The sequence below is a fragment of the Marinobacter adhaerens HP15 genome (genome assembly GCF_000166295.1).
Taxonomy (GTDB): domain Bacteria; phylum Pseudomonadota; class Gammaproteobacteria; order Pseudomonadales; family Oleiphilaceae; genus Marinobacter; species Marinobacter adhaerens.
In genome coordinates this window covers 2,083,977-2,105,402 of record NC_017506.1, presented here as the reverse complement: position 1 = coordinate 2,105,402, position 21,426 = coordinate 2,083,977, and the positions used below count along the sequence as shown (strand labels likewise).

The 21,426-nt window shown below is 57.0% G+C and carries 34 protein-coding genes; 16 read left to right on the top strand and 18 right to left on the bottom strand.

The genetic code is table 11. The features are described from left to right. Window positions 1-134: 134 nt before the first annotated feature. From HP15_RS09950 to HP15_RS09865, 18 genes are all read right to left on the bottom strand, one after another. Window positions 135-635, bottom strand: coding sequence for a hypothetical protein (locus HP15_RS09950; RefSeq protein WP_014577353.1), 501 nt, complete (start codon window positions 633-635; stop codon window positions 135-137). Further along, window positions 632-1,384: a cupin domain-containing protein gene (locus tag HP15_RS22465; RefSeq protein ID WP_014577352.1), complete on the bottom strand. Its 753-nt coding sequence runs from the start codon at window positions 1,382-1,384 to the stop codon at window positions 632-634. Before HP15_RS22465 ends, HP15_RS09950 begins: the two co-directional genes overlap by 4 nt. Further along, complete coding sequence (locus tag HP15_RS09940; RefSeq protein ID WP_014577351.1) at window positions 1,384-1,881, bottom strand: hypothetical protein; 498 nt, start codon at window positions 1,879-1,881, stop codon at window positions 1,384-1,386. Before HP15_RS09940 ends, HP15_RS22465 begins: the two co-directional genes overlap by 1 nt. Further along, the gene (locus tag HP15_RS09935; RefSeq protein WP_014577350.1) at window positions 1,878-2,957 is read right to left on the bottom strand and encodes a DUF5131 family protein; all 1,080 of its coding nucleotides are present in this window, start codon (window positions 2,955-2,957) and stop codon (window positions 1,878-1,880) included. The genes HP15_RS09940 and HP15_RS09935 overlap by 4 nt, the downstream gene beginning before the upstream one ends. Then, window positions 2,935-3,276 (bottom strand): hypothetical protein, encoded by a 342-nt coding sequence (locus HP15_RS09930; RefSeq protein WP_014577349.1) that lies wholly within the window; start codon window positions 3,274-3,276, stop codon window positions 2,935-2,937. Before HP15_RS09930 ends, HP15_RS09935 begins: the two co-directional genes overlap by 23 nt. A gap of 2 nt (window positions 3,277-3,278) precedes the next feature. After that, window positions 3,279-3,674: a DUF7673 family protein gene (locus HP15_RS09925; RefSeq protein WP_014577348.1), complete on the bottom strand. Its 396-nt coding sequence runs from the start codon at window positions 3,672-3,674 to the stop codon at window positions 3,279-3,281. 17 nt (window positions 3,675-3,691) lie between these two features. Continuing rightward, window positions 3,692-4,264, bottom strand: a complete 573-nt coding sequence (locus tag HP15_RS09920) for a 3'-5' exonuclease (RefSeq protein ID WP_014577347.1) — start codon at window positions 4,262-4,264, stop codon at window positions 3,692-3,694. Between the two features lie 77 nt (window positions 4,265-4,341). Further along, on the bottom strand, window positions 4,342-5,208 hold the full coding sequence (locus HP15_RS09915; protein ID WP_014577346.1) for a DUF2303 family protein: 867 nt from the start codon (window positions 5,206-5,208) through the stop codon (window positions 4,342-4,344). Between the two features lie 3 nt (window positions 5,209-5,211). Further along, window positions 5,212-5,577: a hypothetical protein gene (locus HP15_RS09910; RefSeq protein ID WP_014577345.1), complete on the bottom strand. Its 366-nt coding sequence runs from the start codon at window positions 5,575-5,577 to the stop codon at window positions 5,212-5,214. After that, entirely contained in the window at window positions 5,574-5,819 is a 246-nt protein-coding gene (locus tag HP15_RS09905) for a hypothetical protein (protein ID WP_014577344.1), read from the bottom strand. Before HP15_RS09905 ends, HP15_RS09910 begins: the two co-directional genes overlap by 4 nt. Further along, window positions 5,819-6,130, bottom strand: coding sequence for a hypothetical protein (locus tag HP15_RS09900; RefSeq protein ID WP_014577343.1), 312 nt, complete (start codon window positions 6,128-6,130; stop codon window positions 5,819-5,821). Before HP15_RS09900 ends, HP15_RS09905 begins: the two co-directional genes overlap by 1 nt. After that, window positions 6,127-6,468 carry a DUF7673 family protein gene (locus tag HP15_RS09895; RefSeq protein WP_014577342.1) on the bottom strand — a complete coding sequence of 114 codons (342 nt, stop codon included), beginning with the start codon at window positions 6,466-6,468 and terminating at the stop codon, window positions 6,127-6,129. The genes HP15_RS09900 and HP15_RS09895 overlap by 4 nt, the downstream gene beginning before the upstream one ends. Before the next feature lie 101 nt (window positions 6,469-6,569). Continuing rightward, entirely contained in the window at window positions 6,570-6,767 is a 198-nt protein-coding gene (locus HP15_RS09890; protein WP_041645270.1) for a hypothetical protein, read from the bottom strand. 10 nt (window positions 6,768-6,777) lie between these two features. Next, window positions 6,778-7,026, bottom strand: coding sequence for a hypothetical protein (locus tag HP15_RS09885; protein WP_014577340.1), 249 nt, complete (start codon window positions 7,024-7,026; stop codon window positions 6,778-6,780). Further along, the gene (locus tag HP15_RS09880) at window positions 7,026-7,328 is read right to left on the bottom strand and encodes a phage antirepressor KilAC domain-containing protein (RefSeq protein WP_014577339.1); all 303 of its coding nucleotides are present in this window, start codon (window positions 7,326-7,328) and stop codon (window positions 7,026-7,028) included. The genes HP15_RS09885 and HP15_RS09880 overlap by 1 nt, the downstream gene beginning before the upstream one ends. Next, window positions 7,325-7,768 carry a helix-turn-helix transcriptional regulator gene (locus HP15_RS09875; RefSeq protein WP_014577338.1) on the bottom strand — a complete coding sequence of 148 codons (444 nt, stop codon included), beginning with the start codon at window positions 7,766-7,768 and terminating at the stop codon, window positions 7,325-7,327. Before HP15_RS09875 ends, HP15_RS09880 begins: the two co-directional genes overlap by 4 nt. Window positions 7,769-7,860: 92 nt before the next feature. Next, complete coding sequence (locus tag HP15_RS09870) at window positions 7,861-8,496, bottom strand: hypothetical protein (RefSeq protein WP_014577337.1); 636 nt, start codon at window positions 8,494-8,496, stop codon at window positions 7,861-7,863. A gap of 189 nt (window positions 8,497-8,685) precedes the next feature. Next, entirely contained in the window at window positions 8,686-9,228 is a 543-nt protein-coding gene (locus tag HP15_RS09865) for a hypothetical protein (protein ID WP_169702115.1), read from the bottom strand. Here HP15_RS09865 and HP15_RS23060 point away from each other — a divergent pair. From HP15_RS23060 to HP15_RS09790, 16 genes are all read left to right on the top strand, one after another. After that, window positions 9,190-9,426: a YdaS family helix-turn-helix protein gene (locus tag HP15_RS23060; protein ID WP_014577335.1), complete on the top strand. Its 237-nt coding sequence runs from the start codon at window positions 9,190-9,192 to the stop codon at window positions 9,424-9,426. The genes HP15_RS09865 and HP15_RS23060 overlap by 39 nt on opposite strands. A gap of 66 nt (window positions 9,427-9,492) precedes the next feature. Then, window positions 9,493-10,389: a toprim domain-containing protein gene (locus tag HP15_RS09855; protein ID WP_014577334.1), complete on the top strand. Its 897-nt coding sequence runs from the start codon at window positions 9,493-9,495 to the stop codon at window positions 10,387-10,389. Continuing rightward, on the top strand, window positions 10,376-11,989 hold the full coding sequence (locus HP15_RS09850; protein ID WP_049784479.1) for a DUF5906 domain-containing protein: 1,614 nt from the start codon (window positions 10,376-10,378) through the stop codon (window positions 11,987-11,989). Before HP15_RS09855 ends, HP15_RS09850 begins: the two co-directional genes overlap by 14 nt. Window positions 11,990-12,324: 335 nt before the next feature. Continuing rightward, window positions 12,325-12,645: an antiterminator Q family protein gene (locus HP15_RS21695; RefSeq protein ID WP_014577332.1), complete on the top strand. Its 321-nt coding sequence runs from the start codon at window positions 12,325-12,327 to the stop codon at window positions 12,643-12,645. A 268-nt stretch (window positions 12,646-12,913) separates the two neighbouring features. Beyond that, entirely contained in the window at window positions 12,914-13,321 is a 408-nt protein-coding gene (locus HP15_RS09840) for a M23 family metallopeptidase (protein WP_049784478.1), read from the top strand. Window positions 13,322-13,351: 30 nt separating this feature from the next. Then, a complete protein-coding gene (locus HP15_RS09835; RefSeq protein ID WP_041645269.1) occupies window positions 13,352-13,714 on the top strand; it encodes a hypothetical protein in 363 nt (120 codons plus the stop codon). Beyond that, window positions 13,714-13,959: a hypothetical protein gene (locus tag HP15_RS09830; RefSeq protein ID WP_041645268.1), complete on the top strand. Its 246-nt coding sequence runs from the start codon at window positions 13,714-13,716 to the stop codon at window positions 13,957-13,959. The genes HP15_RS09835 and HP15_RS09830 overlap by 1 nt, the downstream gene beginning before the upstream one ends. Next, window positions 13,956-14,417, top strand: a complete 462-nt coding sequence (locus HP15_RS09825; RefSeq protein ID WP_014577328.1) for a DUF2570 domain-containing protein — start codon at window positions 13,956-13,958, stop codon at window positions 14,415-14,417. The genes HP15_RS09830 and HP15_RS09825 overlap by 4 nt, the downstream gene beginning before the upstream one ends. Then, complete coding sequence (lysC, locus tag HP15_RS23125; protein ID WP_423793701.1) at window positions 14,302-14,538, top strand: Rz1-like lysis system protein LysC; 237 nt, start codon at window positions 14,302-14,304, stop codon at window positions 14,536-14,538. Before HP15_RS09825 ends, lysC begins: the two co-directional genes overlap by 116 nt. Then, window positions 14,528-15,634 (top strand): hypothetical protein, encoded by a 1,107-nt coding sequence (locus HP15_RS09820; protein ID WP_014577326.1) that lies wholly within the window; start codon window positions 14,528-14,530, stop codon window positions 15,632-15,634. The genes lysC and HP15_RS09820 overlap by 11 nt, the downstream gene beginning before the upstream one ends. Next, window positions 15,634-16,773 (top strand): hypothetical protein, encoded by a 1,140-nt coding sequence (locus HP15_RS09815; protein WP_041645267.1) that lies wholly within the window; start codon window positions 15,634-15,636, stop codon window positions 16,771-16,773. The genes HP15_RS09820 and HP15_RS09815 overlap by 1 nt, the downstream gene beginning before the upstream one ends. Beyond that, window positions 16,773-18,320 carry an Ig-like domain-containing protein gene (locus HP15_RS09810; RefSeq protein WP_014577324.1) on the top strand — a complete coding sequence of 516 codons (1,548 nt, stop codon included), beginning with the start codon at window positions 16,773-16,775 and terminating at the stop codon, window positions 18,318-18,320. The genes HP15_RS09815 and HP15_RS09810 overlap by 1 nt, the downstream gene beginning before the upstream one ends. A gap of 5 nt (window positions 18,321-18,325) precedes the next feature. Continuing rightward, window positions 18,326-18,676: a hypothetical protein gene (locus HP15_RS09805; RefSeq protein WP_041645266.1), complete on the top strand. Its 351-nt coding sequence runs from the start codon at window positions 18,326-18,328 to the stop codon at window positions 18,674-18,676. Window positions 18,677-18,792: 116 nt separating this feature from the next. After that, complete coding sequence (locus HP15_RS09800; RefSeq protein WP_014577322.1) at window positions 18,793-19,311, top strand: terminase small subunit; 519 nt, start codon at window positions 18,793-18,795, stop codon at window positions 19,309-19,311. After that, window positions 19,196-21,223 carry a phage terminase large subunit family protein gene (locus HP15_RS09795; protein ID WP_206076553.1) on the top strand — a complete coding sequence of 676 codons (2,028 nt, stop codon included), beginning with the start codon at window positions 19,196-19,198 and terminating at the stop codon, window positions 21,221-21,223. The genes HP15_RS09800 and HP15_RS09795 overlap by 116 nt, the downstream gene beginning before the upstream one ends. After that, a complete protein-coding gene (locus HP15_RS09790) occupies window positions 21,220-21,426 on the top strand; it encodes a phage head-tail joining protein (protein ID WP_014577320.1) in 207 nt (68 codons plus the stop codon). Before HP15_RS09795 ends, HP15_RS09790 begins: the two co-directional genes overlap by 4 nt.

Genomic DNA, 21,426 nt, shown 5'->3' with positions numbered 1-21,426 from the left:
ACTTCCTCCGCCTGACGATGTAGGCGAATTGCTTCCCGGCTTCTGGCATGGCCGTGTGGCTGCAGCGGAGAACGTGGTTTGGTGTCCGGCCGGCACAATCTGGGTCGGTTAGGGTTCTGAATACGTATCTGCGGTTAGCCATGGGTGTTTTCCTCTTTCGCGTGAACCATTTCCCGCTCTTCGCCGGTTACTTCCACCACGTCATCCGGAATTGGGCAGCCGGGATCGGCAACGATGTACCAAGTTCCGTTCCGTTTGATGTAACCCGGGGTGAGGTAGCGGCCGCTCAGCGGATGTATGTCGAGGCCGAGTGACTGGAGATACTCCAGGTTGTTGGGTTTGTTTGGCAGGGCTTTGAACTCTTTGGCTGCCTCAGAGAGCGGGCCTTTCAGTGACGGCCGGAATGCGATCGCGGATTCCCTGCAGGGTATCCAGTCCTTCGGTGGCGTTTTTTCACCATCGAAGGTAATGCCGGACAGGCTAGTTCCTGCGAAAAGGCGATCGCCTCCGTACTTTTTGCAGAAGGCTGCCCATGCTTCATCGACACCCTCCCGGGCCTCGCAGTCTCTGGCGATCGCTGCATGGGTTTTGCTATCGGTCGGGACTCGGAACGTTGGTTGGGGTGCTATTCTCATGATTCACTACACCCTTTTCCGATCTGTTGGCCGTTGGTTTCTGGATCTGTGAATTCTTTCCGGTGCACCCAGCCGTTTGGGCAGTGAAAGCCCCATTCCCGTTCTACCGCGCCGGTGATGAAGAGCGTCCACACTGGGCCGTCGACCACTTCCAGACGGTGGGCCTGTTCTGCTGAGCGGCTGACGATGGTGCCAGGTGTCAGTAGCCGGCTGCCCCCTGGCAAGATTTCGCGGAGGGTTCCTTCTAACACCAGGGAAGTGCTGGACCACGGGTGATCGTGGAGGGCTCTGTCATCGTCGCTTTTTCGAATGCAGTGAAGGTAGATGCTGCCTTCCGGGCGATCGCGCCTGAGCCAGTAGCGAATCAGGTAAGGATCCTGCGGGTTGCCGATGATGAAATCCGGTTCACGCAAGCGCACGGAATCCACCAGGATGGTTCGGAGCGCTTCGATATCTTTGGATTGGGCGGCGAGAAACTCCTGCACCAGCTCGACAATTGGCCTGCCGCTTTGTTCTTCTGGAACTCCAAGCAGTTCGGTGACCGTTGCGATATCCGCGATCGCCCTGGATGCAACCCTCCGGAAATCGACGTGGCCAATGGTGCCAATGTTCTCGTTGGCCGGCTCAGAGCGGTTTGCCTCAGCCCTTAACCAATCCTGAATACCCCGAAGTTTTCGGATCGATCCCAGTGCCAGGTCTTCCACTCGGAGCACAGTCTCCAGATCCTGCCGTGCGGTTTTGTTGTCCATCACAAAGCCTCCAGTTCCAGATCTGGGTTGAAGGCGTAGCGGTCCATAGCGACTTCGAGGATGATCCCTTCCTTTGCCAACTTCTTGCAGCGGTGGGCGCTGATGGTTCGGCCATTTCGGGCGTCTTTTTCTGGCAGGCCTTCGATGGCGGCCCGTCGCACTTTTGGATGAATGCGCAGGTGGGCGCCGTCCTGCAGGGCGCTGATGATGTCTTTCATGGCCTTGTCGTCTTGCCGGCGGCTGCTGGCTGAGGGGGATTCGCCGGCGTCGTTGACTTCGGTTCGGTATGCCATGGTTTTCTCCTGTTTGAGGTTGGCGGTCCGGATGTGGGGAATGAGGCGCCTCACCAAGTCGATCTCGGCCCACACGGCCATGCGCACTTTGTGGCACCAGCGGAACACTGGGCCGGGTAGGGCGAGGCCTCGGTTGGCATCGCCGAATAGGGACTTGGCGATGCGGTAGGCTTTGAGCAGACGGTTGAGGCGGGCGGTGATCATTGCGCCGGCTCCGGGTACTCATCCCAGGTGCGGCCATCCAGCGTGCGACCTGCGCGCTTTTTCCCGAATCGCCAGGTCTTTCCGGGTGGGTGTGGATCCTCAAAGTAATAACCGGCTGACTCTGGAAGTTCATCGGGTAGGCCGCCGTCGGGCGAGGGTGCGAACTCACCCCACTGTTTGAACAGGAAAGGAACATTGGCGGCCTGGCACCGATCGCGTAGAGATCGGGCCCAGTCGGGGTGCATAGGTCTCGCGCCTGGTCCGGATTCACCGCCAACAACTACCCAGTCGATTGCTGGCCGTATCCATCCATGACCATCTGCAACCGATTCAGCCAGCATCGCGGCTGCCAATGGATCCGTTTCACGAAGGCTGTGATCTCCCCGAAAAAGAAATTCGTCCAAGATAATCGGGCCCAGCAACGGTTCTGCACTGATCCATCGAACAGCAGCCGGCGTTTCGAGGAGCTGCGGGATGCGCTCATTTGCGGTTGCTTGGTCTTCAACACTGACACCGAGCCAAAGGTTGTCCAGTGGCCAACAACCCTTGATGTCTACAGTTAAGCCAGCGCCACTGTCAGGTAGAACTTCGGATGCCTTCTGCGCAAGGAAGAACGGAATCCAGTGATCTTCTCCAAGCTGTGATCTTGCTTGTGGGCTGTCAAAGTCCTTCCGTTCCGGATGCTGTTCAATCCACTGGAAGAACTCCATCATGCGTTCCGGCCGCTTGGTTAGCACCTGGAAGGTATGCCAGGAAGCGGCCGCCATGATTCCGAAAATTCCGGCGATGGTTTCGAAAGAGACAGCCGGGTGAAACAGGTCGCTCATGCTGTTCACAAAGATCATTCGCGGCTTGCTCCAGCGGCAGGGCTCGTCCAGCTTGTGTTCAACCAGTCGCACCTCGCCATTCCACTGACCGCCCTTGGCGACAAGCCCCTCATAGGGTTCACCCGGGCCCTTGAATCGGTTGGCCACGGTTTCCGCGTAGCAGTTCCGGCAACCTTCGCTGACTCGGGAGCAGCCACGGATCGGGTTCCAGGTGGATTCGGTCCACTCAATTCCGGTTTTCTGTCCCATGGGGGAACTCTCCAATAATGGTCAGTGCCTTGCGTGCGGCCTTGAGCATGGCGGCCCGGTGCGCTTTCTTTTCGATGCGCTTGTGGTTCATCACCATCAGGCAGTGGATGATGTCGGCCAGGGTGGTCTCCGGGTGATTCGACACGGCGCAATCGAGCGTTGATGCACAGTCAGCTGCGCTGCCGCCCAAGTATTTGTTGATCTCGGCTTCCACCTGCGCCAATACCTGCGCGCCGGTTGGCTCTGGCTTGGGCTGCTGAATCTCGTCTTCGCGCAGGGCCTCTTCAAAGTCCTGGCGGGTGACTTGTTCTGTGGCCATGGTTAAGCCCTCCGGCGCTCGTGCATGTCGCCCCACACATCGATGATTTCGATGACCTGTTCTTCGGTGAGGTAGCGTTCCAGGTGGTGGCCGGGGCCGAGTGTGCCCAGCAGCGCGATCACCGCTTCACTGTTGTCGATGTCCAGACTGCAGATCACAGCGCGCATGTTGCACACGAAGTTGTTGTTCCACAGCGACAGCAGCAGGGCGCTGGCAGCACGGCCTCCGCCGGTGTCGGTCCTGGCGATCTGGTACAGCTTTGTGGCTGCGGCCTGGGGGTTGTTGTGGTAGCGCTGCCGGGACTGTTCCTGCTTCTGCCGCTGCATGGCTTCCCACTCTTCCCGGGTGCAGTGGAGCGTGGCGTTGCCGTTGAACTTTCGATCTTGAATCAATTCCATGGTGCTGTTCTCCTGGTTCAGGCCACTGCCGGGTTGTAGGCGGCCATGGCTTTGATCACGCCAAGGGTGGTGAAGCAATCGGTGAGGGCGCGGTGTGCGTTGCCGTCTACGGTGACTCCGCACTGGCGGGCGGCTTTGTCCAGGGACTGCCATTTCCAGCTTTCGCGGTAGTCGTCCCATTGGCCGTAGAACTTGGCGTAGGTTTTCATGGCACAGTGCGGGTACAGGGTTGGCGCCCTGCAGCCTCGCTTCATGGCGCTCTGCTGGATGAGGCGGGCATCGTAGGATGAGTTGTACATAACCACTGTTTTGCCTTGGATTACGCGCAGCAGATCTGGCAGTACCTGATCGAAGGTTGGTGCATCAGCGGTCTCTGCCAGGGTAATGCCGTGAACGGCCTGTGCGGCTGGATTGATCTCACTGGAGGGGCGAATCAGCGTATCCAGCAAGGTGGTGCCGTGGCAGTTAATAACGCTGATCTCCACGATCTCGTCTGTATCGGTGAGGCCGGTGGTCTCTGTGTCGATGATCACCGCGTTGTCGTGGAGCCAGAATCTGGCGAGTTCGGCGGCGTGTTGTTTCAGGTCCATGCTGTTCTCCTTTGTGGCATCTGGCAGAGCTCTCGGCGAAAGCCCTCTCAGATGCGCCCCTGTGGGGCGCGGTTGGTTTATTTCCCGGGATTGAAGCTGCCCACGAAGGTTTTCACGGGGGTGTCTTCAAAGCCGGTGCGGAGCTTTTCTTCCAGTTCCTGGGCCATTTCCTCTTCAGCGGTTTCCAGCCGCACGATGCGCAGGCCAATGCGTGGGGTTTCACCGGTGATCAGTGACAGGCGCAGGGTGAATGTGCGTTCCTGCAGGCCCTGGTAGGGCTCGCAGGTGAAGCGCAGGAATGCGGGCATCTGGTCGCGGTTCTTGGCTTCCACTTCCGCCATGGCGCTCTGGCGGTTGCTGAAGGTTTGGGTTTCGGATGTGGTTTCAGAGCTGGCGCCGATGGTGATTTTGCGCACGGCGGCCACGGCTGGTCCGATCGGAAGAATGGTGTTGCCGTCTTCAGCCAGTGCTTCGATGTGGTCGCGCCAGTCTTCCATCCATTCGGCCAGGGTGCGCTGGTCCTGTTTGGCACCGTTGATTTTCAGCAGCTCTTTGAAGGACTCGGTTTTGTCCATCGTCAGGTTCGCGGTGTGGTCGCCGTGGCCGGGTTCGTGAATGTCGCCAAGGTTGAAGAACACTTCACCGGTCATCTTTTTGGCATTAACGAAGCAGGGCACGTTGTCCAGGTGCTTCACTGGCGTGTACTGCTCGGTGGTGGCGGTGACGAATTCAACGAATTCATCGATTAGGTTGGTGGCCATGTTGCCGCGGTACCGGCGGCGATTTTCCAGGTACTGTTCCAGATCGGCGATCCTGACGCCCTCTGGGATGGCTACGGCGGTGCCATCAGCCTGAGCGTTCAGCAGTTCCTGGATTTCCTTGGCCTGTACGATTTTGGTGTATTCGTGCAGGGCACTGTTGTCTTGCAGTACATCGGATGTCATGCGTTATTCCTTTTCGTCCTGGTGGGTTTCGATTTCACCTTTCTTGGTGAAGAACTGGCCCTGGTTCTCGGGGAACTGTGTGATGCGGCCACCGGGGTTCACGTGCATCACGCTTTCGGTGGTGTTCTCCTGGCTGTAGCTGCCGTTCATTTCCGGCACCTTGTAGCTCAGCTTGTGCTTGATCTGGACGCGTGGGGTGTTGCCCACTTTGCCCATGGTGAATTTGAGGGTGACTTCGCCGGCCTTGTTCTGGTCGACAACGCCAGCGGCGACATCGCCCAGAGCGCGTGCGACCTTTTCGGCGAACACGCCGGCGTCCAGGTCGTGGATGAATTCGGGCAGGTCAGTGCCCCGGTTCTGGTTGCTCACTTTATGTTCTCCGGTTGCTGGGTAAGTTGTTGGCCAATGCGCTCTACCTCCCGGCCCACCAGTTGGTTGAGGCCCCGGCGGGTGGGGTAGTACTGCTCGGCATTCAGCAGTTCGTGGCACAGGTGCAGGCCCTGTAGGGGGTCAGCCGTGGCGGCTGTCTGGATCTCGATCCTGAGTTCCAGATCTGACAGGCGCATCAGCGCTGCCAGGTTGTGGGTTTTGGTCATGCAGGCGCGGGCCATCAGTTGGCCCTCCGCATCTGGGTGGCATCGTTCACAAACGCGCGGCGGCGTAGGTCCTGAATGATCTGGCACAGCTGCTGGTGGCTGATATCTGGGCCGGTGGCGCCGGCCGCATGGCGGATATCACGCAGCCAGCCGATGGCCTCGCCCTGTTGCTGGCCCTGTTTGGCGATCAGTTTGGTGGCCTGTTCCAGGTGCGCCACGGTGCGATCGAAGTGGATCACCAGTTCATTCAGTGCCTGGCTCTGTTCTTCGTAGGCCTGTTGCAGCTCTTCGAAGGTGAGCTCTGGTTGCTTGGTGGAGGTGTTCATTGGTGCTCTTCTCCCCAGGCGGCAAAGATGGGTTCCATATCGCTAAGGGTGACCAGCTGCCGGAAGCTCACCTGGCAGGCAATGATGAAGTTGGCCAGGTGCCGGCAGGCGTAGTTGAGTTCGCGATCGAAATAGCCCAGATCATTCAGGTCCAGGGGGTACTGGTCTGGACTCCACAGGGCCAGCAAAAAACGACCGGCGCGGTTGGCGTCGGTGCCGTCCTGCATAGCGGCGGAGAACATGATGTTCAGGGCATGATTGACAACAGGCGCTCGGGTGTTGAGATCCAGCCAGCCCAGGCGCCCGTCCAGGGCCGTGAGCTGTGAAGGTGTGCTCATGGAGCCGAACCCGGCGCTTGCGCCCTGCGATGGGAAGGCAGAGCCAGATGGTTTCGCGCTTGTTTGTTGTGGCATCGGTGATGTCATGGTGGTGCGTCCTTTCAATGGTTGCGGTTTTGATCAGCCAAACCAGGAGTAGGCTGAACTGAAGCAAGAGCGCTGTGACGAACATCGGGCACGTCCTCCGGTTGGGGTTTGCTGTTTGGCCCCGGGCGGTACTGCAGGCTTTTGCCAACGGTGGCCAGGGCCTGCTTAATGACCGTTACCGGGGTGTTGTCTGGGAAGTTGATCGTTGCCATGGCCGGTGCCTCACACGCTGCGCAGGGTGGCTTTGCCGCGCTGGATGAGCGCGCGGATGGCTGCGGGATCGCCACTGTAGGCCGCCACGGTTTTCCGGGTGCGGGCCTCGGCTTCAGCGTGATTGCCCTTCGGGAACAGGTTCACGTGGCTGGCGATCGCCTCTTTCATTTCTTCCGGCTTGCCGTTGAGCTTGCGCTGCCAGATGAGTTGCCAGCTGGCCAGTAGCTGTTGGGCTGTTGGGCGGTTCTCGGATTGCATTAGTGCGTTGCTCCTTCAGGGGCGGTGTTGTTGGAGGCTTCGGTGATTTCCACTTCGAACTCTTTGGCCAGCCACTCGATGCCTTTGTCGGTCACGTGCGGCGTGGCGTACATCTTTGGGCCCAGCGTTGGGTGCTCGTAGGATTTAAGCTCGCTGGTGAAGAGGCCCTGCTGCACGTAGCAGCGGTAGGGCAGGTTGTTGTTGTCCAGCACTTTGCGGCTGCGCAGGGCCCGGTAAAGCTTCTGCGGGCCCAGATTGAGCATGCGGGCCGCTTCGTAGAGTGGGGTGGTTTGCTGGCTCATGCTGCACTCCCGTGGTTAGCCGGCAGGACTTCTTCCCAGCGCACGCGGTAAACGCCGTGGCTGCGGCTGCTGGCTGTTCTGAGGAATGAATCGCCGGTACCGGTGCCTGCGGTGATTCCGCTGATAACGATGAGCACACCAGCAATGGCCTTGGCGGCATTGTTCCTGGCGGCGTCAGCAACTTTGCAGGTGGTGTCAGCGGCTTTGAGGTAGCCCTCTTTGAAGGCGCGGGCGATGGCCAGGCAACGGTTGTTGCACTGGAGTTTGTGCATTACCTGGCAGGTGAGCTTCTTGGCACCGGGTTCGCCATGGCCGCGCAGCATGCCGATGGCAAAGTTCTCTTTCCCTTCCGCCATCCAGGCAAGCGTTTCCAACTGGCTCTTCGTGAAGAGGTTGTTCTTGTTGCAGGCTGTGAATTCGGTGGCGGTAAAAGTGTCCATTTAGTTCACCTTAATTAGATTAAGATTAAGGCAAACTTAACCCCGATTTAGGGGTTAGTCAAGTAGATTTAGAAAAACTTAATCCGGTTTGGTTAAGCTTTTTCGAGGTCGGGTTTTATGGAGAGAATAGTGTCTACAAGATCGTCCGCGCTGAGGGCATCCAGCTTTGTACCTTGATCCAGGTGCTGTTTAATTGCCTGGCGAATTATGGGCAGGGAGGGTTTCTTCAGGTCATAGTCTTCGCGGAAATCCTTATCTTGAAGCTCTTCAATCAATTCAGAGTAGGCAAACCATTCGTCACTTTGGTCATCGGTAAGATCGTCTGAGCCCATCTTCTCTTCTGCCTCAGACGCGGTAAGTCCCTTGGGAACAGGGATGTTGAAATAGCGGTAGTATTCTTTCTGGAGAGGTGTGGCCGGCCTATTGATCCACTTGCTGGCTTTTTCTGGATCGCTTAAAAGGCGATCGATCTCAATCGCGGCAAGTGAGCCGTGTTTGAGCGGAAGCCCTGTTACTTTGAAGAATTTCAGTATTTCAAATTGGCCGGGATCTACCTCTTCACCCAGTCCGATCAAATCAGAAGCCTGGCCTTTAGAGAGAGGGCGGCCTGGTAATTTAGTGCCATCCTCTTTCAGGCGGTTGAGTTGGTGCTCGGTTATGGGATCGTGATACCAGGGAGGCACCGCTACCTCTTTGGCTTCAACCCTTTTCCAGTGTTCGTAGAGCATGGAGTAGGGGTCTGGCTTTGGTTCCCGATCAGCGATTCTTTTGGCTGGAGCCCTGGTATTGCGTCGTTTCGTATTGGCTCGGGATCGTTTTTTCCTTTCCCTTTGCGGATCCAAACACCGCTACGAGGACTGTAAGTATGATAAACGCGGTGAGAAGGTCCATTTTCTGCTCCGGTTCGTTGCGATTGATCAGCGCCGGTTGTTCAGCGCCTTTATAAAGCTGGTCAGGTGAGTGATGGCCTGATCGCTTAGGACTTTGTTGGCGTGGGCTTTTCGGATGGCTTCAACCAGCTGCTCAACGTCGTCTGAATGTTCCGTGTCTCTCGCGTAGTAGACCTTGGTATTCTCCGCCTTCATATAATCGCTGCGGTTCTGGCTGACTGAAGAGATACGTTTTGGCTCTTGCCCGTCCTTGATCCAGAGATAACGGTAACCGCTGATTTCGCTGAGGGCTATCAGGTTTTCTTTGCTGATCTGCCCGGTTCGTTTCCAACGGGCTACGGCCTGCTCGGAGACATCGCAAAATTCAGCTATGCGTACCTGTTTTGCGTCGCCGTCTTTGATGGCTTCGTTAAGCCGATTAAGAAAATCTTCATGTGTGCTCATGGCGCAAAAGTAAATTCTTACCTTGTCAATGCACAGCAACGGGGTTAAGCTCGACTTAATTAAATTAAGTTCTGCGAGACCGGAGCGATGCACCTCGACACGATCTTCGAAAAACTCAAAGCTCATCCCAACATAAAAACCAAGCGCAAAGTTGCTGAAATCTGTGGCATTTCTCCGCCTGCGTTGAACTATTGGAAGCGGGTCCCTTCCGAACACTGCATTGAACTTGAGCGGGCTTCAGACGGCGCTGTTACGCGTTATGAAATGAGGCCTGATGTGTTCGGTGTTGCCCCTGATCATTCCAAAGAACACTCAGTTGCATAAGTAACCAACAAGATACTGGATCGAGGGCTCTTTCCATGTCACCTTTTTACGATTGCGGAGGCCGCAATGGATATTGATGCGGTGCTCACTCAGATGCGCGATCTCGGCCTCCTGGTCGATTCCATTGATACCTCGGGCAAGCTGGTCCGGGTTCCTGTCACTTTTCCCCGTGCCGACAAAGGCAAGAAGAAATCAGGCTGGTATGTGGTTCATGAGTTCCGGTTGAACTCTGGCGGCATTGGATTGGCCGGTTCGTTTGGCAATTACAAGATCGATGAAAGGCGTAAGGTGGGTATGCCTGCCGGTTCGCTCACTGAGGAAGACCGTAAGGAGTATCAGCGCCGGCGGAAGCAGGCTCAGGAAAAGGCCCGTAAAGAGCAGGAGGCTGCAGCGAAAGAGTGCAGGGAAAAAGCCCAGCGCATCTGGAGCAAGCTGCCAGTCGATGGGCCCAGCAAGTACCTGGCGGCCAAAGGTGTGGCACCATTCGGGCTGCGTTTCAGCCGGGGCAGTGTGGTTGTGCCCGTTTACAAGCCGGTTGCCTGCGATGGCCCTCAGCTATTCGCTCTGGACCTGGTGAGCCTGCAATGGATCTCGCCGGAGGGCGAAAAGACGTTCCTTACCGGCACGCCCAAAGAGGGTTCCTTTCACTGGCTTACCGATATCCCAGAGGCTGAGTGCCCGGTTGTGATCGTGGAGGGCTACGCCACGGGTGCCAGCGTTCACATGGCCACGGGCCTGCCGGTTGCGGTGGCCTTTGATTCAGGCAATCTGGTGCCCGTGGCGAAAGTGCTCCGCCAGTTCTTCCCTACAGCTCGGATCTGCATAGCCGGTGATGAAGACAAAGAGACAGAGGAGCGGATCGGCAAGAACCCGGGCCGGTTGAAGGCAGAAGAGGCGGCCAACGCCGTGAATGGCGTGTGGGTGGTTCCGGATTTTGCGGAGGCTGCCGATGGCGTTGACTGACTTTAACGATCTTCATATGGCGCAAGGCCTCGAGGCCGTTCGTGTCCAGGTGATGGCCGCTATTGAGGCTGGCCCTGCCAGCAATGATTCCTCCGCGGATGAATCTCCCCTGGCCCCCTCTGATTCAGGGGGTACGGGGGAGGGCGATGCTCTTAAGAAGGCCCTGCAGCGCTATGCATTGATCCATGGTGAAACGAAGGTCTACGACTCGCACCAGCAGAAGGTGTACAAGCAGGCGGGCATGAAGGCCACCATGGGAAATGAACTGTTCAATGCCTGGATGAAGCACCCGAACCGGCGAACGATGACCTGGATAGAGGTGAACGGGCAGCAGCAAAAGGATGCTTCGAATGATCCTCTGATGCAGATTATTGAGCGTTTCGTTTACATCTACCCTACGAAGAATGCCTGGGACAGGCGCCGGCAGGATGTGGTGCCTCTGGAGGCGCTGAAGGCGTACATGCCGAATGACTACACGCGCTGGATGGAGCACCCGCGGCGCCAGGTGATCGATCAGGACAACATTGTATTCGACCCTACCCAGCAATCCGACACAGAGACCACCATCAATACCTTCACGGGCATTCCCCTGGTACCGGATGAAAAGGCGAAGGCTGAAAAGTACCGGAAGTGTAAGGGCATCTTTGATCTGCTGTGCCATCTGTGCAACCAGGATCAGGATACGATCGATTGGGTGGTGAGATGGCTGGCCTATCCGCTGCAGAACGTTGGTGCAAAGCTGGATACCGCATTGCTGTTCCATTCGGATGTGCATGGCAGTGGCAAGTCGCTGTTCTTTGGCGAAGTGATGAGGATGATCTACGGCCGTTACGCGGCGATCCTTGGCCAGCACCAGCTGGAATCCCAGTACACCGATTGGCGAAGCCGGCTGCTGTATGCGGTGTTCGAGGAGGTGCTATCCCGATCGGAGAAGCACAACCAGATGGGCACCATCAAGCACATGATCACCGGCCAGACCCAGCGCATTGAACGGAAGTTCGTTACTGGCTGGGAGGAGGCCAACCACATGAACGGTGTGTTCCTGAGTAACGAGATACAGCCGTTCCCGCTGGAGCCCAGTGACCGGCGGTTCCTGGTGGTGTGGCCCAAGGGCACCTTGAGCAAGGAACTGCAGGACAAGGTGTCGTATGAGCTGGACAACGGCGGGCCGGCCGCATTCTATCAGCTGCTGCTGGATTATCCCCTGGCTGACTTCACCAAGCACACGAAACCGCTGGATACCGTTGCCAGGCAACGGGTGATTGAATTCAGCCTTCCGAACTTTGAGGTGTTCTTCCGGGACTGGAAAGCCGGAGACCTGGACATTCCCTTCCACAGCTGCACTACCCGTGACGTTTACCTCTTCTACCGCCGATGGTGCACGGAGACCGGTAACCGCGCACTCACTGAAACCAAGCTGATCACGATCTTCTCAAGCCGGCTGGTGAAGGCCAGAGAGCGCTTCAAGCTGGCCGGTGTTGAGCACCAGGCGATGATGTTTGTGATGGAGGATCCCCCGGAGAACCGCACGAAGGCGGAGCATCTGGGTGGATGTGTGGCTGAATTTCGCAAGCGAGCGGGCAATGTGGAGCCTGATTGATGGCTATGGGCAGGGTTTGCCTTGCTGTGTGCAGGGTATGTGCAGGGTTCAAAATCAACCCTGCACGTGTTCAGCCCATGGGGCAGAAGGGATGTGCAGGGTGTGCAGGGTGTGCAGGGTTATTTCGCGCGCGCGTACGTGCGTATATGTGTGGGCGCTTGGGCCGGTATTAAAAAGTGCTCTTTAATTTTTATTCCCCGCGCGAGGCTTATAACCATGCACACCCTGCACACTATGCACAAACGTTGGGGCAGTAAGGCTGAAAGCGTGCAGGGTTTGAAAACAACCCTGCACATACCCTGCACAGAACTAAAAACCGGAGAATGGAGATAGCTATGCTGGATGAAACAAGGCGGAGACTGCAGGACTGGGGTGTGTGGGTTCGCAGTGGTGGGGTTAATTCAGGTTACGCAGCGGTCCAGCTGACGGCTGGCGTGGGTGGGTGCACGGTGCCGGATGATGAAGCCCTGGCGGTGGACCAGGCGGTGGCCAGCCTGAAGAAGCGGGAGCCGGATCTGGGCAAGGTGGTGCTGGCCTACTATGTGCGGCGCTGGGATTATTCGATGATTGGCCTGGAAGTGAAAATGAGCCGGGAGAAGGTGCGGGTGCTGTTGCGCAGTGCAGAAGCCTGGGTGGATGGAAGGCTGTTTCAGTAATCAGATTAAAAAATACTAAAGTAGATTGACTTCGTGCATGCACGGATATAGCCTTAATCACGTACAGTCGCAGAAGTATGGCTGAACACCAAAAGAGCCCTGAGAACCCCGGTTAGCGATAGCCGGGGTTTTCTTTTGTGGCGAGGGTTTTTGCGGTGTTTGGCCTGCGGCGGTTCTGATCATCGGAAGTGTCTCTACGGTCCAACATGCCGGGACCCTTTGCCCGAAGGTTGATGTCTCGGGCTGTTTTAAATTCTGGAGGTTTCCAATGCACCTGCACGAGATGTCTTTCCGCCGTTGCGATGGTCATGGTTGCGGTGGCTTTGGAGACTCTCGCGGATCTCGGAAGCATAACGGCGTTGATATGGCTTGCCGGCCAGGATCCGACGTTTGCTCTCCGGTATCTGGAAAGGTCACCAAGCTGGGCTATCCCTACGGCGATGATCTCAGTTTCCGTTATGTTGAGGTCAGCACCCACGGTTATCGGTACCGAATGTTCTACGTGGAGCCGTGTGTCTCAGTTGGTGACGAAGTAACGCGGGACACCGTGATCGGCAAGGCTCAGGCCCTTGGTGGCCGTTATGCCGGCATCACTGAACATGTGCATTTTGAAGTGATGAATTCCAGGGATGATTTCATAGACCCGACTCCAATCATTCTCGCTCAGCAGCATTAACCGTTGAATCCAATGACCCGGAATGATCGGATGCCTTTCAGCGCCATAGTTGACAGTTTTAGCCAGGGTGGCGGCGTTTGGGCCTTCATCGGTGGCCTGTTCATGACCCTGTGCTATGTGGTCGTTGGCCTGTTCGGCATCAAAAGCAAAAGTAAGATCGCACGGGATGAGAATTTGGCTCAGCGCGAGAATGCATTGATCCAACACCTGGTGGATGAAGTAAGCCGCCTGAATGCGCTAGTGGGAGATCTGGACATAGCCCTTAAGGCCCAGGCCAACCAGCACGCCACAGAGCTCCGCCGGGAAAGGGAAGAGTGCAACGCCAAGATGGCGGCACTTAAGGCTGAGCTAGAGATTCTAAAGCGCCGGATGACAAGCGAGGAACAGCGGTAATGCCAGAGGATAGCCACCCAGATCCCAACCGCTGGTGGAAACACCGGCGCCGGGGCTATTACGCGGGCATGTGGTGGGCGTTTCTGCAGACTCCGATATGGGCTGCTGTGGAGCTGGCCCAGCCGAACACGTTGCCTGCGATGGGCGCTGTGATCGGTTGGTCCTACGGCATCAGCGTGACGCTGATCGTGAGCTACTTCGGCAACAACATTGCTGAGGCTTGGGCAGGGAAGGTTAAGCAGTGATCCTGGAAGCGGCCAAGGCGAAGCTGGCCCCATATCTGGTGCCGATCATCGGCACGCTGGTGGTTGTGGTGGTCGGAGCTTTCTGGTGGCTTTGGAGCGATCGCGACCAGCTGCTGGAGAAGAATGCCTCTCAGGCAGTGATCATCAGCAATGCGGCCCAGGAGAACCGCGAGAACGTCGCCTCGATTAAGTACCTCGAAAAGGACATTGCCTGGCGTGAGCAGAAAGCCATTGAACGCCAGCGCCGGGACCGGTTCCGTGACCAGGAGCTGGCCCAAACCCGTGAAGAACTCACAAAGGCCCTTGAAGATGCTCCGGAATGTGTTGATCAGCCTTGGCCTGATGCTGTTTTTGACATCATGCGCCGAGACACAGTACTTGACCCGAACGGAGATCGTGCGGGAGAGGGTGCCAGCGGAGTACCTGGAAGCCACAGTGATTCCAGGGCCGGAGGTTAACGTGATTGGTTATTGCCCGGAGTACGTTGAAGTGCTGAAAAGCACGATTGGCGAGTGCAATGCCGATAAAGCCGATGCTCGGGCGTGGAATGAGCGTGAGGCGACCAGCAATGCCCAATAACGGCGCGTACAACAACCAGGCGGCCAATGCCGGAGAGCGTAATGTTGGGTCAGTTGGGTTGACGCGGTTGCCTGTGACTGGGTCTATGCCTGCGGGTGTGATTTTTCAGGATGGTTTTGACCAACAGCCAGATTGGACTCCGCGTCCGGCTGTGGGCAACGATTACACCACCTTCCGGTGGACAGGAGATGAATCCGTCCTTCCTGCAAATTGGGATGCGGTATGGAACTCCGAAGCGGACGGCGCCATCCACAACCTTGAAATTGCCGACTCCATGTTCCCAGGGCATGGGCGGGTTCTCCGTTGTCGACGGCTTAATCGATCTGGAGGAACCGGCTGGAACTCCAATGGCGTGCTTGGCAAGTTGCTTTCGCAGCTCTACCAAAGAATCTACCTCGAGTTTTATATCTCGTTTCAAGTGGACTGGACTGGCGACGAAACGGGTACATCCAAGGTCTTTCGGGTCTTCCATTCTACCGGGGCAACCGATGAATTTTGGTCTGCTTTCAGCGGCGGTACTCAGGGGCCTTTATTTTTGTGGGATTGGTCGTCGTCCACGAGTTATGGCATTCGGAACCGGCTTTCGTTTCGTGGAGGGCCACCCGAAACCAACTATAGCATGGGTAATACCGATCTACTTGGTATTGGCCGAGACATCGTTGGCGGAAGCCTGGGTGATGTCGATATGAACTTCTCCGATCATATTCAAGGCAAGTTGACCGGAGGGCTAAGTCCGCAGATTCCAGACAAGCTCAACGGAGGTTTTTTGCCGACCTCTGGAGTGGTTAGACATCAACAGTTGTTTGGCGCAGCGGGCACAAGAACAAAAATGGGGTTCTACCTCGAAATGAACTCAGCCCCGGGCGTTGCTGACGGCGTCTTTAAGCAGTACATCGACGATGTGTTGGTCGTTGACAGTGAGGCGGTGCGCTGGGTGGATTCTGCCAGCGGCCCGATGCCCGGATGGAACGCCTTTGCACTTGGTGGCAACGACAACTGGGCTGGTGGTTCATGGACGGATGAAGACAACCGCGAAGAATTCTACGAAATATCAATGCCGACTGTTTCAGACAGTCTTCCGGATGGGCTCGCGTAATGGCTGATCACAAAGCAAACCTTCGTTCAGGCCCTGGATCATCAGATCCCGCCTGGACAAACATTGTCGCTTCCGACATTGCACCAGTCGCCATTGGTGGTGGGTGGTCATTGAACTATGTCTCAGGCGCCCAACCGGCCAGCGATGCGGCTTCGTTGGGCAACTGGCCAACAGCAGGCGCTGCAGCCTGGGTTAACGACGAGACGACCGCAACTTCAGGACACCGCGTTCCCGCGTCACCTACCTGGGTGCAAATGGAGATCACCGGCCCGGCAAATACCTCCTTTACCCTAAAAGGCTACTCCAACGGGGCCTCTGGGCGCTTTGTTGAATGGCGCTTGAACGGAGGTGCTTCTCAGAACATCGAAGAAGGCACCAATGATTCGGTTGTAGAGTTTACAGGCACCACGGACGCTAACGGTGATGCGCTGCTTGAGTATCGAGAAGGCGCAGGGTCAAGCAGCACGGGCTATGCTAACGCGATTATGATTACGCCGGGTGCTGCATCAGACACCACACCCCCAATCTATGAAGTCGCCCCGGCTGTAACCGAAACCCGCGAGAACGGCCACACAATCAGTGGTACCGCTGATGAGGACAGCGTGTTCTACGGTGTTCGACTGCCCGCCGGTGCCACTGTTCCGACCTCTCAACAGGTTATTGACGGTCAGGACGCCTCTGGCTCACCGGCGCTTGAGGCTGATTCTGTGTTGGCTTCAGCAGGAATCTCTGCTGATCTGGACTTTGTTACGGCCTCCGCTTCGACCGGTTACCGGTATGCGATAGTCGCCGTTGACGATGAGCCTACGCCGAACGTCCAAGCAACCCCGACAGTCATTGATGACACAACCGCTGCAGCGGTTGTTGAAGGTATTTCTGCCCAGACCATTCGAAATAAGGCAGGCGACCTTACGCCCAATGCCACCAATCTCAAGATTGCGGTTCGTGAATCTTCTGATCCGGAATCAACGGTTCACTTCAGCACCACCAATGGAAGCTTGAACGGAAGCTCTCAGACTTCAGCCATCAACCTGGAATCGGCCGGCGTAACCGTTGGTGACACCGTTCACTTCTCCTATTTCAATCCGGCCTTGAATGAAGGCTTGAACGTCGATCTGACCGTTGAGGACATCGCGTAATGGAATTGATCACCGGCGGCATCAGCGGGGCATACCTGCAAACGGGCTACATCGGCCCGTTCGTTGGCGCTCCGGCTGTGGTTTCCGTCGATTCTGACAACGCGGTGAATCAGTATCAGCTCGTCCTGGTGGATGTCTCCGGATTCAGCGAGTCAATCTCCAGCGTGACTCTGAACAGCGTTGCTTGTGCGGTTGCTGAGAATGATCCAACAGATGATCAGATCCAGGTGCGCATTCCTGGAACACTGGCGACAGGCACTTATTCCATGGTGGTTTCAGGAGCAACTGAGACTGCGACCATCACAGGAATCAGCTATACCCAGACGCATCCTTACACCTCCCCGGTGGGCTCAGTGGACAGCAACAGCCTGTTTTCCAGCCCTGTGCTGATCACTGCCGGCACGTATCACCGCATTGTGTCAGGCCCGAGTAATGGGACGCTGGATGCTGCCACAGCGGAAGCTGACGATCTCTGGGGCAACGATGTCGCTGATATCTATACTCCGGATTCTGGCTTCACTGGTGAAGACACCGTTGCAATCGAAGTGCTGTTTGATGACGGCACCACGGACACCATCACGGCAACGATCACCGTTGAGGCTCAGGTCGACATCGATCCCGATGCCTTCACGGTAGATCCGCTGACCAACCAGGCCCTTGATCAGTGGGTAGAGTTCCCGGCCATTGAGGTCACTGGTATTGATGCGGGCGAAGAGATTGCCGTATCAGTGACTGGAACGGATGTTCAGTACGCGGTGGACGCAGGCGCCGGGTTTGCAGGCTTCACTGCAGCCACAACCAACGTGCAATTGGGCTACCTGGTAAAACCACGTATCCGAACTGCCAATGGCTTTGAGGTAGAGAGAACAGGCTCAATCGCAATCGGTAGTCAGTCTTCCGGCCTGTCAGCTACTACCCGCGCTGCAGTGCTTCCAACACTCGATTCGGCCTTGCCTGATCTGAATCTGGGGCAGGGCGATGCCGTAAGTGTCGATCTTGACAACTACTTCAGTGGTGCCAGCTCCTACGGCCTTAGCGGGCTGCCTGCGAACTCTGGCCTTGAGTTTGATGGTTCTGTGCTTTCCGGTACCACTAATGTTGATGATATTGAGGCCTCACCGTTCACGCTTGTGGCAACCGCCTATAGCGCGGATGGAAGCATTCAGGACTCATTCGATGTAACGGTGGTTGATGACATCGCACCGGCTGTCACGGTTAACCCGCTGACGACTCTGGACACTACGCCCGTGGCTTCTGGTAGCGCAGGGGATGCAACAAGCCTGACCCTTGACGTTGAAGGCGTGGACGTTACGCACAGCTCAACCTACAGCCCAATCATCTCAAGCGGCAGCTGGATCCAACAGTTAAACGAGCTGGCCATCGGTACCTACACGATGACAGCAACAGGCGTTGATGATGCCGGGAATGAAACTGTGGTGTCGGCCACACTTAAAGTGGTCGAACAGATCGCCACCTCCCCGAGGGGTCTGTTCCAGCCGCTGTTCCGTTCACTGACTGGATCCGTTAACCAAACACTCTTCAGGTGACTACGATGCCCAATACCCTCTCTCCAGATCGGGAAGACCTCCAGTATCTGCAAAATCGGACAGTTCCTCGGCAGCGCTTCAACCACAGTGAATCAGTGAATGATGCGACGGGTGAGTGGCTCATCCTCCCCGCTGGTGTTGGCGATGTCCTGGTAAGTATCGCACCAGCTGCTGGAAGTGCCCGAGTTGAATACACTCAGGATGATTTGGCTGCAGTCAAAGATGGTTCGGCAGAAGGTAAGCCTTGGTCCGTGGGAGACGTGAACAGCTACACGGATTTGCTGATGGTGAACGCTGTCACGGCAATCCGGTGCGTTGCTTCAGGTGGATCCACAGAGTTCAAGGTCACAGCCTGATGGGCACGGGTCCTTCTGGCGAGTAGGTCCACTGAGGGGGCGCAGACTCGCGGTTTTTTCGCAGACTTGGCGCAACCTTGGCCTTCCTTCCTTGGTTTTGAATCAGAGAGTTAGCAATGGGTAAGCGAGTAAACAAGCGAGAGCTCGCTGAGATCTTCGGTATTTCCGAAAGGTCTTTTACGGCTTACCAGAAAGACGCTTCGTTCCCGATCGCCAGAGCTGGTGGCCGGGGCCAGGCGAATGAGTACGACACTCAGGATGTTCACGAGTGGCTGATGGAGCGCGCGGTTAGTGGCGCCCGCCATGAGTCCGCCCGTGAGCGCCTGGAGCGCATCAAAGGGGACCGCGAGGAGCTGGCCCTGGCGAAGGATCTTGAAGAACTGGTACCAGCGGTACTGGTGGGGGCTCGATTGGAATCCGTGGCGTTGTCTATCCGCACTGAGCTGCTGACGGGCAACCCGAAACTCAAGACTGAGATCGATACGTTGTACGACATCGATCTCGATATCGAGCTACTGAATGAGCATTCTCGATCCGTCCTCCGACAGCTGGCAGCGCTTGGCCGCGAACCTGGACCGGGTGATGGCCCAGGCCATGGCGAAGTTCCGGCCACCGGAGAAGATCAGCTCAACTGATTGGGCCAACAAGCACCGGTACATTGCCCAGGAGAGTAGTGCCTGGTCGGGTAAGTACTCCACGGACCTGACGCCGTGGGTGCCTGGCATTCTGGATGCGTTGGATAATCCGGCGGTGAAGAAGCTGGTGTGTCGGAAGTCCTCACAGGTGGCCTGGACAGATGGTGCCTGGAACAACTACTTGGGCCGGCGGATTCACAACGATCCGTGCCCGATCGTGCTTCTGTTTCCGAAAGAAAAGACGATTCGGAAGTATTTGGACCAGAAGTTCAACCCGATGATTGAGGTGACACCGGTTCTGCGGGCGCTGGTGGATGTCTCTACTTCTCGCAGTTCCGGCAACCGGAACGACTTCAAGAAGTTCCCGGGAGGTTTCCTTGCCCTGGTGGCCTCGAACGCAGCCGACAACGTGAAGTCGCTTTCCGCGCCGGTGGTCTGCGTTGAGGAACCAGACGACTGTAACACCAGCGTCAGCGGGCAGGGCGATTCCATCAACCTCCTTGAGGAACGAGCGAAGACCTACGAATATCGGAAGGTGATCTTCGGCGGAACGCCGACGGTTAAGGGCCTGTCCCGCGTTGATGAGGCCTTCGCCTCCAGTGATCAGCGCATGTTCATGGTGCCATGCCATGAGTGCAATGAAGAGCATGTGCTCAGCTGGGACAACGTGATCTGGAATGAAGACGCGCCGGTTGCGGATGAGGTGTTGGGCAAATCCCAGCCTGAAACCGCCCGCTATGCCTGCCCGCACTGCGGCGTGTTGTGGCGGGATATCGACAAAAACCGGAACGTGAAGAAGGGCTATTGGAAAGCCCACAAGCCGTTCCGCGGTACCGCCGGTTTCTACATCAACGAACTGTACAGCCCGTTCCCGGGCTCGAAGCTGCCACTGCTGGTTGAGAAATATCTCAAGGCCCAGCACCACCTGAATCTGGGTGATGATAGCTACATGATCGGCTTCGTCAACAACACCCTGGGATTGTCCTACGAGTACCGAACAGATGCGCCGGATACCGACACGCTGCGCGAGCGGGCAGAAGAGTATCAGGAACTGACGGTACCCGCCGGCGGGCTGGTACTCACGGTTGGTGTCGACGTTCAGCACGATCGCCTGGCGATCATCGTTCGCGCCTGGGGGCGGGGAGAGGAAAGCTGGCTGGTGTTCTGGGGCGAAATCTATGCCGCCGGCAGCTGCAGCGATAAGGCAGACCCGGTATGGGATGAGCTGGATAAATTCCTGTTTGGCGCCTACCGGCATGAGCTCGGCTTCAACCTTCAGGTGTCTGCAGCGAGTATCGACTCCTCCGATGGCCAGACCAACGATGCCGTGTATCACTACGTGCGCAGCCGGCGCGGCCGGGGCGTGAAAGTGATGGCGATCAAGGGTGAAAGCAACAACCTGAACCGCGAGATCGTTACCCCAGCCAAGAAGATCGATGTAAACGCGAAGACCACCAAGGCCAGCCGCTACGGCTTGCCGGTGTTCATGGTGGGTACCGAGAAGGGCAAGGACCTGATCGACGCCCGGTTGAAGCTCACCGGCAACGGCCCTGGCCGGATGCACTGGTACCAGGGTGTTCGGGATGACTACTACAACCAGATCACGGCTGAGATCAAAGCGCCGGATCGCAGGCGAGGCGGCCGGAAGACCTGGCAGCCGAAAGCCGGTGTTCGCAACGAAGGGCTGGACTGCGAAGTGTACGCACTCCATGCCGCCAGAACTGTGAAGGTTCACGTTCGCAAGCCGGACCAGTGGGATGCCCTGGAAGCGCAGCTGATGCAGGGAGACCTGCTGGCGCCCTCAGTCGCGGCGCCCGTGCCGGATAAGCCCAAACAGCGAAGCGAAACCAAACCCCAGAATTCAAAGCCAGAAGGCGCAAGCCTGGCTGATATTGCCCGGAGAATGCGATGAGTCTTGAAACCCAGCTGCTGGAGGCGCGCGAAGCCTACCACAACCTGCTGACCGGGCAGGCTGTGGTGCGCATTCAGCGCGATGGCAAAACCGTTGAGTTCTCCCAGGCCAGCAAGAAAGACCTGGCGGCCTACATTGCCAGCCTGGAAAGCCAGCTTGGTGGCGCCGGCCGTCGCCGTCGTCCTGCGAGGTTCATTCTGTGA